The sequence below is a fragment of the Streptococcus sp. 339 genome (assembly GCF_013277285.1).
Taxonomy (GTDB): domain Bacteria; phylum Bacillota; class Bacilli; order Lactobacillales; family Streptococcaceae; genus Streptococcus; species Streptococcus pseudopneumoniae.
Window position 1 is genome coordinate 1 of record NZ_VMMR01000051.1, and the last position, 16,474, is coordinate 16,474.

The window sequence follows — 16,474 nt, forward strand, 5'->3', positions numbered from 1 at the left end:
AGAATAAACCTCTTTGAAGCACCCTTTTCCAAGACATTGTCGGACTGTCCCACGCTTGATTTCAGTGTGGATAGTTTGAGGAACTTTTCCAAGCAGAAAGGCGATTTCTCTATTTGATTTCCCTTCCTTTTTCCATCGTTCGATTAAGCGGCGGCTATCGATTGTCAAATGTTTACCTTTTGTAGTATAATTTTCTTGCATCTCTGTGCCTTTCTTGTGTTTGTGGTTGAACAACAAGTATAACACAGAGGTGTTTTCTTATGCCTAGAAGAGCTTTCATTTTAATGTGATAATCGGACAAGGAGACTACTATTTCTTCAAAAAATATGTCAAAAATACTTGACACTTTATATTTAAAAGAATATAATATAGTCAAATATATACGACATAAATCAGAAAGGAGACCAGATGAATCGTGTGAAAGAATTTCGCAAGGAACTGGGCATTTCCCAGCTAGAACTAGCCAAGGATATCGGTGTCTCGAGACAGACCATCAATATGATTGAAAACGACAAGTACAATCCAACCTTGGAACTCTGTCTCAATCTCGCCCGCAGCCTCCAAACTGACCTCAACAGTCTCTTTTGGTAGGATAATTTTTAAAAAAGGAGCAAACTTATGAAAAAAGAAACCTTCACGGAAAAACTGATCAAACGCATTTATGGCATTTCAGGACCACTTGATGAACACAAACGACGCGAGGCTGATCGTATCGGCAATCAAGTCTTTATCATCCTCTTTTATCTGATGACATTTGGAAATCTCATCCCCTTTGTCCTCGCTTATAAATACCCACAAATTGTCGCTATCGGCTATCCTCTTGTGGTATTCGGCATTTCGATGATTTCTGCTCTCTATGTGCTCTCCCAAACCAAAAAAACAGGGATTACAGCTATTGATCCAGATATGCTGAGCGAGAAAGAAAGCAAGCAACTACACTACCCTGGTATGAAAGCAGGTCTACTCTATGGATTAATGAGTTTTTTTTCAACCCCTCTTCTCCATATACTGCTAGGTGAGAGTCAGGACTATCTTCAGTCTCTTCTCACTTTTAAAAATATTTTTTCAAGTATTCTCCAATCTTTCTTCTTCGGAGTGATTATACAAATTATCATCTCCCGTCGCATTGCAAAAGCCAAGAAAAATCAGGATAATGATTAGGAGGAAACTCATGAAAAAAGAACAGAAACAGTTACGTTATCCTGGTCTGAAAGCAGGTTCGATTTATGGAACAGTGATATTTTTTATAATTCCACTCATTGATACCCTAACAAGTGAAAATCCAAATTTTATCAGTTCTCTTCTAAATACAAAACATATTTTTAAAACTATACTGGGAGCTTTCTTTTTCGGAGTGATGATACATATTGTCGACTCACTTCGTATTGCAAGAGCTAAAAAAGACCAGGATTAGGAGGTGCCTTATGAAATCACTAGTAACTTTACTTACCTATCATCTTTTGTTCAGTTCCCTGCTCATCTTCATCATCGTTTCAGGGAACTTGCCAATCAGCGAGATATTCCTCGGGCTAGTCTTTATTCCAGCACTTAACAAAGGGCTAACTTATCTAAAGATTGACTCCCAAAAAACACGCATACTCAACTTAGCACTGTACTTTATGATTCTATCTTTACCACAACTGATGCTCATCTCAAGCGGTTGGAAATATTATTTACTGCTGACTATCGCTAGCCTTTCTTCTATCACTTATCTTTATTATCTCTATCAATTCGTAAAAGAAAGTCAGTAAAACCACTCATCTAGGAGATTACTAACATGAAAAAAGAAGACTTCACCACTCGCCTACTTCGAAATCTCTTTCATATCCAAGGCCCTTTTGATGAATGCCGGCAAGAGATTATCTACAAAGCCTGTGCCCGTTCCATGGTCCAAATCGTTTATTCTTCCTTCTTTCTCTTCTTGTTTTATCTGTTATTTGGACGCTTCATAGAAGCCGTTCGCTATGCCATGCCCTACGTTTACTCTGGACTCATTTTTTTCATTACTTTAAAAACTCAAAGAGTCGTCAAAGAACTCCAGCTGGAAAAAGATGACAAGTCAGAAATTATCCTCAAAACCTACAGCAAAGGCCAAATCAAATTCCGAAGCTGGATTGTGTTTATCGGTATTCAGATTGGCCTCTTTACCCTACTCATCTTTCATAAAGTCTTCGTTCAGCAGATGTCCTTTTCAGATTTTGGGAAGTTGCTCGTGCAATTCGATAAAAGTGTTCCTTTCCTAATGTATGGCCTGATTATCGGTAGCATTTTTGGAACCCTGACCTACGGATTTCTATCACTACAGGAGGAAAAAACTCCTAAAAATACCAATCAGAAGGAGAAAAGCAAGCAATGACTTCACTATACGATTTTTCAGTCTTGAACCAAGACAATCAAGAAACTCCACTAGATGCCTATCGTGGGAAAGTTCTCTTGGTTGTCAACACTGCTACTGGATGTGGTTTAACGCCCCAGTACCAGGGACTTCAAGAACTCTATGACCGCTATCAAGAACAAGGTTTTGAAATCTTAGACTTCCCTTGTAATCAGTTTATGGGACAAGCACCCGGCAGCTCAGAGGAAATCAACAGCTTCTGTAGCCTAAACTATCAAACCACCTTCCCACGTTTTGCCAAGATTAAGGTCAACGGCAAGGAGACAGACCCTCTCTATGTTTGGTTAACAGACCAAAAATCTGGCCCACTAGGAAAACGAATCGAATGGAATTTCGCTAAGTTTCTCATCGGTCGTGATGGGCAGGTCTTGGAGCGCTTCTCTTCAAAAACAGACCCCAAACAAATTGAAGAGGCGATACAAAAATTACTATAATTCACAATCTCACTATGATTAGGTTTCTTTTAGCCTGATGAATAGTGAGATTTTTTGATTGGCTTTGACTTAAATAGAAAAACACTCCATGATATGAAACATGAAGTGTTGTAAAGTCTATGTTGTAGGTGCTTATTTCACATTTTCAATGTGACCAATGATAACAAATACCATACCGAAGCTTCATATACACTAAACAAATGACTTTCTAATTATTTCAATTAGTTTTCGCTAGTAAATATCATTTCCAACAAACGCCCTCTCAATTCCTCGTCCTGACGATGCAAGATATTCATTAAGTCATGAGAATTTTTGGCATTGATGAATTGATTTAACAATCTATCTTTTAATTCATATGGAAGAGAAGCCGTCTTTAGTAGTCTAAAAACTTCGTCATTTAGGGATGTCCTTTTATTATCTTTCCATTCAAATCTAGCTGTATCATTCTTATTTGGCAATTCAATGATAGACACATTCGTTCCTTTAAAATGAATTCTATGTTTTCTATTGTTTGGAACGATACTAGAATCTCCTTGTAATGTTAACTCTACCATCCCCATTTCCCAATCGATTGATAATCTTGTTTTATATCTTTGACCATTTTGATCTTCAATCATTTCAAAAGAATGTTGTTTGCCTGGGAATACATACCAATCTACAACTTCAGGTAAATCAACACCCATATCTATCTCAGAACCAACCAAGGGAATGATTGCACCACTTTTTGCAAACACAGGTATAGTCGAAATGTCTCTATAAACACTCAACTTCACACCACCTGTATATTTTTTCTCTGAAAAGAAGTCATACCATTCACCTTCAGGGAACCATACATCCACTTTTGCAGATTGGAATGTCAAATCCATCTTTTCTACAATGGGAGCCACCATCAGTTCTGTTCCAAAAAAGTATTGGTTTGGAACATTATAGCTCTCATCATTCTCTGGGTAGAAATAATAGATTGGACTGATTAATGGGGCACCTTCCTCATGTGTCTTTACATTCATGGTATATAGATATGGAATCATCTGATGTCTCAAACGAAGGTATTTCTTCATAATCTTAGATGTTGTTTCTGAAAAAAACCAAGGTTCTTTACTATTAAAGGGACTTCTAGAACTATGTAAGCGAGTTATCGGACTAAAAACGCCAAACTGTAGCCATCTAGTTTGTAGCTCCTCGTCATAATCCCCCAGCATGTGCCCACCGATATCATGGCTCCACCAACTATAACCGATATTTGATGCTGTCGCTGTAAAATAAGGTTGAAATCTTAAGGAATTCCAACTAATAATGGTATCTCCTGAAAAACCAACAGGGTAGCGGTGACTACCAGGACCTGCATACCTTGATAAAATCAAGCCACCTTCTGCATTTTTACAACTATCCTGATAATGATAATGGTTTAAAAGCCACAGTGAATCCAACATACCTTGTGTCCCTTGTTGCCAGTCAATCCACCAAAAATCTACTCCCTGCTTTTCTAGCTCATAATGAACATCTTTAAAGTAAGCTTCCCTAAAAGAGGGATTAAAAAAATCAAAAATAGCAGGTTCTTCTAGTTCTACATTTAACCCCAATCGTTTTGCGACTTGAGGATAAGCTTCTTCATAAGCCCGTATACCATCAGCAGGATGGACATTTAAGGAGAGTTTTAACTTCCTATCATGAAGTTGTTGCAATAACTGTTCTGGATTAGGTATTAAGTTTCTATTCCAACTATATCCTGTCCAGCCACTTCCAAAACGAGCTGGAATGTCAGTGATATGCCAATCCATATCTAACACACCGATAGATAATGGAATGTTCTCTGTTTTAAATCTGTCTATTAAATCCAAGTATTCATCCGACGTATAAGGCCAATACCTACTCCACCAATTGCCTAAAGCATATCTTGGCAACAAGGGTGTTGAACCAGTCAAATGGTAAAAGTCTCTGATTGCTCCTCTATAATCATGCCCATAGGCAAAGAAATAGAGGTCAATTTGATTTTCTCTCTCAATATAACCAGACTGTTCATCCCAAATAAATCCTTGAGAATCATCCAATAAGGCTATACCATTTCGGCTAATAATTCCATCTTCTAACGAGATTGCTCCATCTGCCTCATCCAGAGTCCGAGCTGTTCCTTTTAACGTTTCAATAGATTCACCAAAATACCAGCGACTACCATATACGGCAAAATTTCCTTTTAATTCTATAAATAAATTTTCGGCGTTAAATTCTCCTTTATTAAAGTGCAGATGAAAATAGTCCGTCATAATATCTAGTACGTTTGATGTCTCGATATAATCTAACGAAACTTGGCCAAAATCTCTATTGTAGATAAGTTGTGTCGTTCTATCCTCAAAATTTCCAGTTTGAGAGTATTCTAGCCTCACTAACTTGTCTGTTAATACAGAGATTCGATAAAACTCTCCCTTAAAAATTTTCAATTTGTTGTCCTCCTTTTATGGTAGCATAAAAACAGAACGCACCATTTTTGATGCGTTTCTCGTTATTCTGAATGCAATGTTCTATCTATGACAAATAATACTCAATTGAAAAAATGTAGTGGACAAAATATCTTTTAACAAATCAAGATGTTAAAGAGTTATTCCTTTTCAACTTTTCTAAGCTTATGCAGTTGTGAAACAAACTACTTTTAAACTATTAACTATCTATCAGTAGCAACTCATAACTTGAAAAGAATTTTTTCAAATAACTTCGTTAATTTAGTTTTGTCTCCATAAACTGTACCATCCATATACAGGTGATAAATCTCATCATCATCACCGATTGATATTTCACATTCATAACCTTTCATTAAAGCTAAAGAGCGAATAACCTCCCTCTGCGTTCTACCGTTTCCCTCACGGAATGAATGAAAATAATTGAGATTATCTAAAATTTCGACCAATAACTGAATGACTTCTTTTCTACTATTAGCATTGTCATGAAATCTATCTATCAAATTATTAAGGTAAGTGAGTGCTGTATCGAAAGACTGAATCGGCATAAAAGCATTACCACTTTTTGAAATATTGACTTTTCTAAATTCACCTGCCCAATGATACATATCTTCAAACAAAAATTGATGAATTTTCAATATATCTTCTACACTATAAACTGGGGTAGGATTGATAAATAATTTCAAACTCTTACTAGCAACCATACGATATTCAAGATCGCGTGCTTTTTGCTCATCTCGTTCTTCCTGCTTATTTCTTAGAACTGAAGAATCTGGATAGGTATATAAATTATTCGGATCAATATAGTCATAAGAATCATAACATTTACGCTTCATTAAGCCATCCCCAGAGCAAGAGCTTCATCTCGTAATTTTTCAACATCACTAACCGTAGGTCGCCATCCTTCAATCATATTTGTACTTAAAGCATACCAAACACTCTTAAAAATGGAGCGGTTTTCAAAAGCTACTCCCATGATTGTCATCTTTTCTTTATCTATATCTAAGGACATATACTACCTCCTATAGTTACATTATACCATGTTTCTCTGTCGCTTTTAAATATTTTATTTTGTCTGTAATATCTAAATTTCAGCACATTTAGCCTATTTTATAAACTTCAAACTCAAAGATGAAAACGCGTTCTTTTTCCTTATTGTTAAGGAAAGAAGTAATTTTAAATTGAAATAGAACAATATCTTCTTGTATTCTCGTAATGATATCTATACGATTTTCAATACTTTCAAACTACAAAAACTCTCACAATAATTCTAATTCCCTATGTCTATAAACGACTTATCACTTTCTGTTATCCCAGAATCATCTTCTATATAACGTTCAACTTGCATCTGCAAGTGATATTTTCTTCTTAAATCTAAGATATTCTGCATTGTCTTTGATTGATGATGTTCATCTAAAACTTCTTGATTTGTCCACTGATCAATAAGGAGAATAGTTCCCTCTTTTTCAATTGGTAAAAAATATTCGTATTTCAAGTTACCTTTTTGATTTCTAATTTCTTCAACAAGGCCACTATCAAGCATTTCTCTTGCAAACTTTATTGCACTATCTCCATCACCCTTATAATATACATGAATAGTCAATGTCATCTCATATCCTCCAAAATCATCCTTCAAATTTTTAAAAACAAGTTTAGATGAGGATCTAAACTTGTTTTTTATGAATCAATCATATAAAGTTTCGCCATTACTTTCAATCACTTCTTTATACCAATAAAATGATTTTTTCTTATAGCGATTTAATGTTCCAGATCCATCATCATTTCTATCTACGTAAATAAATCCATAACGCTTACTCATCTGGGCTGTTGAAGCTGATACTAAATCAATACATCCCCATGTAGTATAACCTAACAATTCTACTCCATCCTCAATGGCTTCACCTACTTGTTGTAGATGTTTTTTGAGATAATCGATTCTATAGTCATCATCAACAGTAGGTCCATCCGCACCTTCAATTAGAACGTCTTTAGCACCCAAACCATTTTCAACAATAAACAACGGCAACTGATAACGATCATAAAGATTATTCAGCACTATACGTAAACCAATAGGGTCAACTTGCCAACCCCATTCTGAACTTTCCAAATAAGGATTAGCAATTCCTCCCAATAAATTTCCAATGCTTGATTGATAATTTTCAGGATCATTTGCTTGAACCGAACTCATATAATAAGAGAAAGAAATAAAATCCACAGTATTTTCAGCTAATAACTCCTTATCCCCTGATTCAAATTTGATATTGATATCATTTTCTTTAAAGAATCTTTGAATATATGATGGATATTTACCGCGAGCATGAATATCTGAAAATAGATAATTCTGATTCTCAAATTCACGCGCAGCCAGCACATCTTCTGGCTTCGGTGTCATAGGATATGTTGGCATAGCCAAAACCATGCATCCAATTTTAAATTCTGGATTGATTTCATGTCCAACTTTCGTTGCCAAAGCGGATGCAACTAACTCATGATGAACCGCTTGATAAAGATCTTGTTTAGATAATTTCTCGACTGGAGTTGCAATACCACCACTTATAAAAGGAACATGTAAAACGGAGTTGATTTCGTTAAAAGTCAACCAATATTTGACTTTATTTTTATATCGATTGAAAACAGTTCTTACATAGCGCTCATAAAAACCAATCAAATCACGATTAACCCATCCATTATATTTTTTAGCCAAGTGAAGTGGAGTTTCATAATGTGATAATGTTACTAAAGGTTCTATTCCATATTTAGCTAGTTCGTCAAAAAGATTATCATAAAACTGTAAACCTTCTTCGTTTGGTTCCAATTCGTCACCATTTGGAAAAATACGAGACCATGCAATCGATGTTCTAAATACCTTAAAGCCCATTTCTGCAAATAAAGCAACATCTTCTTTATAACGGTGATAAAAATCAATTCCTTCCAATTTGAGATTATCTTCTGTAGGCAGTTCTGTAATGAATGGATTTAGATCATTATCACTTACTGGAACTCCGCCCCTAGGTGTCACATCCTGAACCGATAAACCTTTATCACCTACATTATAAGCACCTTCATATTGGTTAGCTGCTGTAGCTCCACCCCATAAAAATTCTTTAGGAAATTTACTCATTTATTTTCTCCTTTGTTTTTTTCTATACTTATATTATAATTAAATAAAAATGACAAATCTTGCACAATAATAGTAAAAAACGATACTATCCTATTAAGAGGAAACCTATGATTGATCTTGGACAACTACATAAAAACACGCCTTATAAAAATGAATTAATTCCCTATTCTCTTACCCGGACTATTATGGAAGATGGTCTACCTGATATTCTTTTTCACTGGCATACAGATATGGAAATCATATATGTACACGAAGGACAAGCAAGATTCCATATAGATACAGACTATTTTAACAGTGAGAAAGGAGATATTATTTTAATTCGTCCTAATGCCTTACATTCTATACATCCAATTGAGAATACCTATCACTATATGGATGCAATCAACTTTCAATTAGACTTAATTGGTTATTCTACAAAAGATTTTGCAGCAATTCATTACTTACACCCCCTATATAATGGACAACTAGACTTTAAACGTGTGATTAAACCCAATCAACCTGGTTATACAGAAATTCGACAAACACTAATTAATTCAATGGAAATAGGATACTATAGGAAGACATTTTTTGAACTAGAATTAAAAAGTGAGCTACTAAAACTGCTTCATCTTCTCTTTCAATATAATTACGTTTATTCAAGTAAACAATCAATAGATGGTTATCGTAGAGAAGAAAAAATTAGAAAAATTATTGATTATATAAGCGAACACTATCAGGAAGATTTATCAATTAATCTTCTAGCAGAACTATGTGGCTATAGTCCAACACATTTTATGAATTTCTTTAAAAAAAATTTAGGAGTTAGTTGTATGGACTATCTTATCCACTATCGTTTACGTAAAGCTACTGAACTTCTTCAACACTCAACTCTATCAGTTCTAGAAATTTCCTCAGAGGTAGGTTTTAAAAACTTATCAAATTTTAATCGACAATTCAAAAAAATTTACAAAACAACACCCCGAAAATATAGAGGTGAAATAGATAAATAGATATTTTACCTTAGAAAAGTATTACAATTGGCTAGAATAGCAGTAGAAACATTTTTTATCATACTGTAAAATCAAACTAAAAAATGGAGTAGAAATATGAAAAAAATTATCTTCCTTGATGTTGACGGAACAATTGTTGACTACGATAATCACATACCCGATTCAGCTAAAATAGCTATCCAACAATCACGAAAAAATGGACACTTAGTATTCCTTTGCACTGGACGAAGTAAAGCTGAGATGCCAAACAAAATTTTAGATATTGGCTTCGATGGTATCATTGGAGGAAATGGTTCCTACATAGAGTACAAAAATCAAGTTCTCATGCATCAACTGATTCCGTATGAGACTGCCAAACAAGTTGTTGATTGGCTTGAATCAAGAGGATTAGAGTTCTATATTGAAAGTAATAACGGATTATTTGCGAGCCGTAATTTTCGTGATGCTGCAAGACAGATACTCCGCATCTATGCCTTAGGTAAAGGAGCTAGTGAAGACCAAATTTTAAACATGGAGCCAGAAGATGCGCTACATGGATTAGTTTATGGTGGAGAACTGTACCGAGACGATCTTAATAAAATTAGTTTTATTCTCAATTCCTACCAAGATCACTTAGATTCTAAAAAAGTTTTCCCACACCTAAAAGCTGGTACTTGGGGAGGTAGAGGAGAATCAGCTCTATTTGGTGAATTAGGGGTAAAGGATATTAATAAAGCACATGCTGTTAACATCATTCTTAAGCATTTAGGAGCGAATCATACTGATACAATTGCTTTTGGTGATGCTAAAGTTGATATTCCAATGCTCGAAGCCTGCCATATTGGTGTGGCTATGGGTAATGGCGGTCCTGAAATACTAGCTATGGCTGATATTATAACAGATGATGTTCGACAAGATGGACTTTATAATGCCTTTAGAAAACTTAATTTACTGTAGGATATTAAGATGAAAAAACTCTTTATTTAATGCGTCATGGACACACTCTTTTCAACAAACGTCATCTTATACAAGGTTGGTGTGATTCTCCGCTAACAGACTTTGGAATTTACCAAGCTCAAGTAGCAAGTGAATATTTCAAAAAACATGGAATTATCTTTGACAGTGCTTTTAGTTCAAAATCTGAGCGCGCGTGCGATACTTTGGAAATTGTAACTGATGGAAAAATACCTTATACACGAATTAAAGGTCTCAAAGAATGGAATTTTGGTATTTTTGAAGGAGAAAGCGAAAATCTAAATCCCTCTATCCCTTATAACGATTTCTTCGTCTATTATGGTGGAGAATCTCAATTAGATTTACAAGAGCGCATAAATAACACTATTTGTTCACTTATGAAGGAAGATACAGGAAACTCTATTCTTATTGTGTCCCATGGAGCAGCTATTCGAAATTTTGCCAGAGTCTGGGAAAAGTAAGAACAAACAACTATTCAAAATAGAATGACAAATTGTTGAATTCTCAAGTTCACATACTCTAACGATATTTTTTATTTAGAAGAAGTTATCAATCATGATTTTAGCAATTGGAATAATAATTCTAATCAATAAAAATTAGATAAATTAATTTATTAGAACCGTTAGTTTTAACAATTATCATCTGCAATAACAAAAAGCCATGGAAATTTAAAAATCTCCATGACTTTTTTATTTCTTTCGAATACGAGAGAGATGGATCGTTAAATATAACTGCTCATCATCAGAAATAGAATACTGTCTAGTTTTTTCTAGATGTAAGGCAATCTTTTTAGTTGTTTCATATGCAATAGGATACTTCTTACACATTAGCTCAAACATTAAAGAATCATCCAATTCTTCTTGGTTTGTATTTGTTAATACACGCTCACAAAAAAATTTTAAATGAGTGATAAATCGTTGAACATAAATATCATCTTGTTCCAATGGAATTTCCAAACTATATTTCACGATAGTCATAATCTCTTCCATTAACTGTGTTAAATCTCGAGCGTTTGAATTCTTATAATTTAACTCACTATTTACCAATGTTAGCGCCATGAACCCAGCTTCATCATCAGGCAATTCTTGACCCAAATAAGAACTCAAAAGCTCATTAGCATATAGTCCCGCCTCATACTCCTTAGGAAAAAAGCGTTTAATATCCCACATGAGAAAATTCTTCATAAAAAATCCAGCACGAATTCTTTGTTCAACTCCATACATATGATCTGCCAATGATAGAAAAGCTGTATCTTTAATAGCATTATCTAATGTACATTTAGCAAAAGATATAGCTTTATCTGCAACCTCTAATAATTCAGCAGGAATTTCAAAAAAAATTTCTCTGTGATTTTGAGACAAAATATAACGTTTATCTATCTTATTTTCATCAAGCTCGTCATCAACTTTCTTACCAAATGCTAAACCTCTTCCCATTACAATGATTTCCTGATCCTTCATTTCAGATAGGACTACATTATTATTAAATATTTTTTTAATTTTCATGACTTCACCCAATTATTAGTATCTATAGTATAACACAAAAATGAGGTATGGAAGTTGAATCGTCTCCCATACCTCCATTTAGACTATCTAATTTCTAGCAAGTTTTGATCTAAGTTGACTTTACCGCTTGCAATTGTGTTTACACTATGATAGTTACTAGTATTTGTAATTATGATTGGTGTTGTGACTGAATAGCCTGCTGATTTGATTGACTCAATATCAAAACTCAACAATAATTGACCCTTTTTAACTCTATTACCCTGAACTACATGAGCTTTAAAGCCAGATCCATCTAACTCAACTGTATCCATACCAACATGAATCAGTAATTCGGCACCATCATCTGTTGCAAGACCAATAGCATGGTTTGTAGGGAAGAGAAGACGAATTGTTCCATCTGCTGGTGCAACAACTTCCCCAATAGTTGGTTCAATAGCCACTCCTTGTCCCATCGCTCCACTAGAAAAAACTGGATCTGGTGTTTCTGAAAGTGGAATAATATTTCCTACAATTGGACTTGAAATTACTTGATTCCCCACTTCTACTTTATCGTTTTTAGTTTCTTCAGTGACTGCTTTCTTCTGATTTTTTTCAAAAAGTGTTGGGACTGGTAAGAACATTTGAATTGCAAATGAGAGGATAATAGCAATTGCTGTGCCAACTAAAGCTACATATAAACTTCCAAAATTACCATCCGGACTAACAAGAGATGGGTAAAGGAAAATTCCCAAAGCACCTACTGAATACATAGTTACGTTGAACATGCCAACAAATCCACCAACAATACCAGACACGACACAACTGATAATAAATGGCGTACGCATTGGAAGCGTTACACCATAAATAGCTGGTTCAGTAACACCAAAGATTGAAGAAATCAAAGCTGGAGTAGAAATTGCTTTTACCTTGCTTTCTTTCGTTTTAAGAATAATTGCTGCAAGGACACCTGTTTGTGTAAAACATGGTAACAAAGCGCCTGCTAGAATGACTCCTGAACCAGTCTGAGTGAGTTCAAGTATTGCCAACGGCACAAGGCCCCAATGAAGTCCAAACATAACCATCACTTGCCATAAAGTACCTAGAAGGACTCCATAAATTATAGGATTAAAATTATAAACTGAACTTAAGAATGCCCCTAGTAAATCAGACGCTGTATTAGCGATAGGACCAACTAGTAGGAAAGTCAATGGAATTGAAACAATCAAAGTTACAAACGGCACCACAAAAAGCTTAACTGTATCTGGTGTAATCTTTTTGATAAATCTTTCAATTCTAGAAGCTACCCATACAGCTAGAATAGCTGGAATAACTGTTGATAAATAACCTCCTGCGGGCATGCTTAAAGGAATTCCAAAAAAGTTAGATGCACCTACTTCAGTCAAACTCTTAACACTTGCTTCTAAGTTTGGATAAACTAAAGACGCAGCAATTGCTAAAGCGGTGAACTCATTCATTTTAAATTTACGAGCTGCATTTAAAGCAATCATCATTGGCAAAAATTGGAAAAATCCGTCACCAGCTGCGGTCAGAACTAGAGCAACTCCATTATTTGTAGCAGTCCATCCGAAGAAAGCAGTTAAAATAGCAACAATCCCTTTTATAATTCCAGCTGCTGCCAGTGGGCCAAGGAAAGGTTGGAAGATACTTGAGACAATATCAATAAAAGCATCTAAAGGATTCTTCTTAACACTATCTTCTTCATCAGCATCTACTGCCCCACTACCTTGTAAGCTGCCTACTGCTAATACCTCTGCATAAACATCCGGAACATGGTTCCCTATTACTACCTGATACTGACCTCCTGCCTTAATAACTGTTACTACACCATCTCGCTTCATGAGATAATCTGTATCAGCTTTACTTTCATCTTTAAGTGTAAAGCGTAAACGTGTTACACAATGTTTAACGCTACTCACATTTTCACGTCCACCAACGTGATTAATAATATCTTGTGCTAACTCAGTATATTTAGCCATATTGGACCTCCTTATATTTTTTGGTCATCAGTTGACTACTTATTCCCGGAAAATAGGTAACAAAAAAACCTAAACACATACCAAATAGAAAGCAAAGTATCGCTTCTTATCTCGTATTTGTTTAGGTTTTGCCTGCATGACCAGTAACAATCCATGAATTAAGTATATCACATTTTTTTATTTTTGCAAGCGCTTTTTTAAAAATTTTTTGAGAATTAAATAATGAAGTTTGGCATGAAGTTAGCGAACTACTTTCAACAGAAAATAACTGATCCAACTACTATAGTTAGTTGAGTTTGGAATAGTACGCTGTAGCTACTAAAACATTTCTAGAAATTAATTTGACTTTCCTAGTAGAGTTGTTCATATCTTATTTCAATCTACTATAACATCCAATGGCTGTTGGTGGTTCACTTATCATAATCTTAAAAAGTAATGGTGTAAATTTTACTAAAAATTATTTAAAACATACTCTATAGTTTGAGCCATAGGTGTTGTAAATGCTGTATTCTAATTCGTTCTTAACGGTTAGAGAATTGGACAGCTTTTGAGTTTTCTTAAATTCGCATCATGATACTTACACTAAATTATAGCTAAAACCAATAATTATTGAGATATGAAACCACAATTTATATAACCCTTTTAAAAATCGAGAGGTTATCAAAGGGTTATCACTTTATAGTTTTCGGAGCTTATGTAATTGAAATTTGGCGAAAAATACGAACTACTGTATCACAAAGATGATGTAGTAGTTCAACAACAAATGCACAGCTACTTCGTGCCAGTTCAAATTCTTTTGTTATCGGCATTTTCTCTTCTGAAGATATTTAGAAAGCCTGTGATATTATTTCTAAATACTTAGAAATAATCAAATAAATTGAATATTATTTCTAAATATTTGAAAATAGTTACTATTTGTATTATACTATCTTTGAGGTAACTATTATGAACTATATCAAAAGACCACATTATTTAGATTTTTTAAGAAGACATCGTGACCGACAAATCATCAAAGTTGTGAGTGGAGTTAGGCGAGCTGGTAAATCTGTTCTCTTTCAACTCTATAAAGAGGAGTTAATAGCAACTGGGGTAGACGAGGATCAAATCATATCCATCAATTTTGAGGATCTGAGTTACTATGATCTCCGACATTTTCAAACATTATTTGCTTATATAAAAGAGCAGTTAATTGGAGAGAAAACATACTATATCTTTTTAGATGAAATTCAACATGTTGAAAAATTTGAACTGGTAGCAGATAGTCTATTTATACTACCAAATGTTGACCTCTATTTGACTGGATCAAACGCCTACTTTATGAGTAGCCAATTAGCTACAAACTTGACTGGTCGGTATGTTGAGATAGAAATTCTTCCATTGTCATTTGAAGAATACCTATCAGGCCAATCTCTCTCAGAGAATCTGAATACAACAGAAATTTTTAACAGTTATCTCTTTAGTGCTTTCCCTTACTTATTGCAAACATCATCTTACGCTGAAAAAATTGACTATCTCAGAGGAATATATAACTCCATACTGTTAAATGATATTGTCACTAGATTGGGAAATCCAAATCCTACTATTATTGAGCGCATTGTCCGAACCCTTCTCAGTAGTACAGGTAGCTTAATATCAACAAATAAGATTCGCAATACCCTGGTCAGCCAAAATGTTTCAATCTCCCATAATACTTTAGAAAATTATTTGACGACTTTGACAGACAGCTTACTTTTTTATTCCGTTCCACGTTTTGATGTAAAAGGTCGAGCATTATTGCAACGCTTAGAAAAATATTATCCCGTTGATTTAGGTTTACGACACCTCTTATTACCAGACCACAAAGAAGACATTGGGCATATATTGGAAAATATTGTCTATTTGGAATTGAGACGTAGATATTCACAAGTATATGTTGGTAATTTAGATAAATATGAGGTTGATTTTGTTGTTGTAACTGATCTTGGCCACTACGCTTATTATCAAGTCAGTGAAACAACACTTGCTCCAGAAACACTAGAAAGAAAACTTAGACCACTAGAAGCCATTAAAGATCAATTCCCAAAATATCTATTAACAATGGATACGATTCAGCCAACAGCAAATTACAATGGAATTGAGAAGAAAAATATCATAGATTGGTTACTAGAAAAATATATAAATATAAATCATGCAGCTAACTAGATTTGCAACAGTCTGTTATCAATGATTCTACCAAAACCCTAACAAGATATAGCGAATTTAGAGCACTGATACTTGAAAGATAACATGGGATCTATAACTTTTGGAAGTACTATCATCATAGTCTTGTTAAAGAAAAGCATCACCCACTTTTTCAAATAAGATTAAATTATAACTGAATTATAATGAAAAAGAGACTGAGCAATCAGTCTTTAAAACCCTAAAAAACGCATACTATCAGGTGTTGAATGAACTGCACCCGCATAGCGGGTGGTTTTTTTGTCTCGCACCTAACGGAGCGAGACGAACTAATAGTCACATAATCATAAGGCTGATAGTATTAATCTAACTATCAGCCTTACAGGCTATTTAATGTTTCAGTAACACTCCAATATCAAGATAAACTAAACAGCATCTAGTTCCTTCAAATAATTTTCTATCTTCATCAGCATTAAAGGATTGTTATAAATCT

Annotated in this window: 17 protein-coding genes and 2 pseudogenes; 10 read left to right on the plus strand and 9 right to left on the minus strand. The window is 34.5% G+C overall.

Annotated elements, in window-relative coordinates:
- Positions 1-201: helix-turn-helix domain-containing protein (locus tag HT736_RS06760; protein ID WP_172930870.1), on the minus strand; the 201-nt coding region annotated here is incomplete at its 3' end.
- A gap of 207 nt (positions 202-408) precedes the next feature.
- Between HT736_RS06760 and HT736_RS06765 the strand changes: the two genes are divergently transcribed.
- The 6 genes from HT736_RS06765 to HT736_RS06790 are packed head-to-tail and all read left to right on the plus strand — an operon-like array spanning position 409 to position 2,829.
- Positions 409-591, plus strand: a complete 183-nt coding sequence (locus HT736_RS06765) for a helix-turn-helix transcriptional regulator (protein ID WP_031233763.1) — start codon at positions 409-411, stop codon at positions 589-591.
- A 27-nt stretch (positions 592-618) separates the two neighbouring features.
- Complete coding sequence (locus HT736_RS06770) at positions 619-1,161, plus strand: DUF3278 domain-containing protein (protein WP_000712340.1); 543 nt, start codon at positions 619-621, stop codon at positions 1,159-1,161.
- A 10-nt stretch (positions 1,162-1,171) separates the two neighbouring features.
- Positions 1,172-1,414 carry a hypothetical protein gene (locus HT736_RS06775; RefSeq protein WP_000712156.1) on the plus strand — a complete coding sequence of 81 codons (243 nt, stop codon included), beginning with the start codon at positions 1,172-1,174 and terminating at the stop codon, positions 1,412-1,414.
- 10 nt (positions 1,415-1,424) lie between these two features.
- Complete coding sequence (locus HT736_RS06780) at positions 1,425-1,751, plus strand: hypothetical protein (RefSeq protein WP_000839388.1); 327 nt, start codon at positions 1,425-1,427, stop codon at positions 1,749-1,751.
- 26 nt (positions 1,752-1,777) lie between these two features.
- Entirely contained in the window at positions 1,778-2,356 is a 579-nt protein-coding gene (locus HT736_RS06785) for a DUF3278 domain-containing protein (RefSeq protein ID WP_023937289.1), read from the plus strand.
- Positions 2,353-2,829, plus strand: a complete 477-nt coding sequence (locus tag HT736_RS06790) for a glutathione peroxidase (protein WP_023937288.1) — start codon at positions 2,353-2,355, stop codon at positions 2,827-2,829. Before HT736_RS06785 ends, HT736_RS06790 begins: the two co-directional genes overlap by 4 nt.
- 221 nt (positions 2,830-3,050) lie before the next feature.
- On the opposite strand, the gene HT736_RS06795 is transcribed toward HT736_RS06790, so the two are convergent.
- The 5 genes from HT736_RS06795 to HT736_RS06815 form a co-directional block, all read right to left on the minus strand.
- Positions 3,051-5,264, minus strand: coding sequence for a TIM-barrel domain-containing protein (locus HT736_RS06795; RefSeq protein ID WP_172930871.1), 2,214 nt, complete (start codon positions 5,262-5,264; stop codon positions 3,051-3,053).
- Between the two features lie 239 nt (positions 5,265-5,503).
- Entirely contained in the window at positions 5,504-6,115 is a 612-nt protein-coding gene (locus HT736_RS06800) for a Fic family protein (RefSeq protein WP_023937286.1), read from the minus strand.
- Positions 6,115-6,291 carry a hypothetical protein gene (locus tag HT736_RS06805; protein ID WP_023937285.1) on the minus strand — a complete coding sequence of 59 codons (177 nt, stop codon included), beginning with the start codon at positions 6,289-6,291 and terminating at the stop codon, positions 6,115-6,117. Before HT736_RS06805 ends, HT736_RS06800 begins: the two co-directional genes overlap by 1 nt.
- A 258-nt stretch (positions 6,292-6,549) precedes the next feature.
- Positions 6,550-6,888 carry a putative quinol monooxygenase gene (locus HT736_RS06810; protein ID WP_031233762.1) on the minus strand — a complete coding sequence of 113 codons (339 nt, stop codon included), beginning with the start codon at positions 6,886-6,888 and terminating at the stop codon, positions 6,550-6,552.
- Positions 6,889-6,963: 75 nt separating this feature from the next.
- A complete protein-coding gene (locus HT736_RS06815; protein ID WP_023937283.1) occupies positions 6,964-8,400 on the minus strand; it encodes a glycoside hydrolase family 1 protein in 1,437 nt (478 codons plus the stop codon).
- A 107-nt stretch (positions 8,401-8,507) separates the two neighbouring features.
- On the opposite strand from HT736_RS06815, the gene HT736_RS06820 reads away from it, so the two are divergent.
- The 3 genes and pseudogenes from HT736_RS06820 (at position 8,508) to HT736_RS06830 (ending at position 10,936) form a co-directional block, all read left to right on the plus strand.
- Complete coding sequence (locus HT736_RS06820) at positions 8,508-9,389, plus strand: AraC family transcriptional regulator (protein WP_023937282.1); 882 nt, start codon at positions 8,508-8,510, stop codon at positions 9,387-9,389.
- Positions 9,390-9,485: 96 nt separating this feature from the next.
- On the plus strand, positions 9,486-10,325 hold the full coding sequence (locus HT736_RS06825) for an HAD family hydrolase (RefSeq protein ID WP_023937281.1): 840 nt from the start codon (positions 9,486-9,488) through the stop codon (positions 10,323-10,325).
- Between the two features lie 29 nt (positions 10,326-10,354).
- Positions 10,355-10,936, plus strand: a pseudogene (locus HT736_RS06830) (histidine phosphatase family protein).
- Between the two features lie 96 nt (positions 10,937-11,032).
- Here HT736_RS06830 and HT736_RS06835 read toward each other — a convergent pair.
- Positions 11,033-11,848 carry a PRD domain-containing protein gene (locus HT736_RS06835; RefSeq protein ID WP_023937280.1) on the minus strand — a complete coding sequence of 272 codons (816 nt, stop codon included), beginning with the start codon at positions 11,846-11,848 and terminating at the stop codon, positions 11,033-11,035.
- A gap of 83 nt (positions 11,849-11,931) precedes the next feature.
- Positions 11,932-13,824, minus strand: a complete 1,893-nt coding sequence (locus HT736_RS06840; protein ID WP_023937279.1) for a beta-glucoside-specific PTS transporter subunit IIABC — start codon at positions 13,822-13,824, stop codon at positions 11,932-11,934.
- Between the two features lie 945 nt (positions 13,825-14,769).
- On the opposite strand from HT736_RS06840, the gene HT736_RS06845 reads away from it, so the two are divergent.
- Positions 14,770-16,005 carry an ATP-binding protein gene (locus HT736_RS06845; RefSeq protein ID WP_023937277.1) on the plus strand — a complete coding sequence of 412 codons (1,236 nt, stop codon included), beginning with the start codon at positions 14,770-14,772 and terminating at the stop codon, positions 16,003-16,005.
- Between the two features lie 401 nt (positions 16,006-16,406).
- Here the strand turns inward: HT736_RS06845 and HT736_RS06850 are convergent.
- A pseudogene (locus HT736_RS06850) lies at positions 16,407-16,474 on the minus strand (transcriptional regulator); the annotation flags it as partial.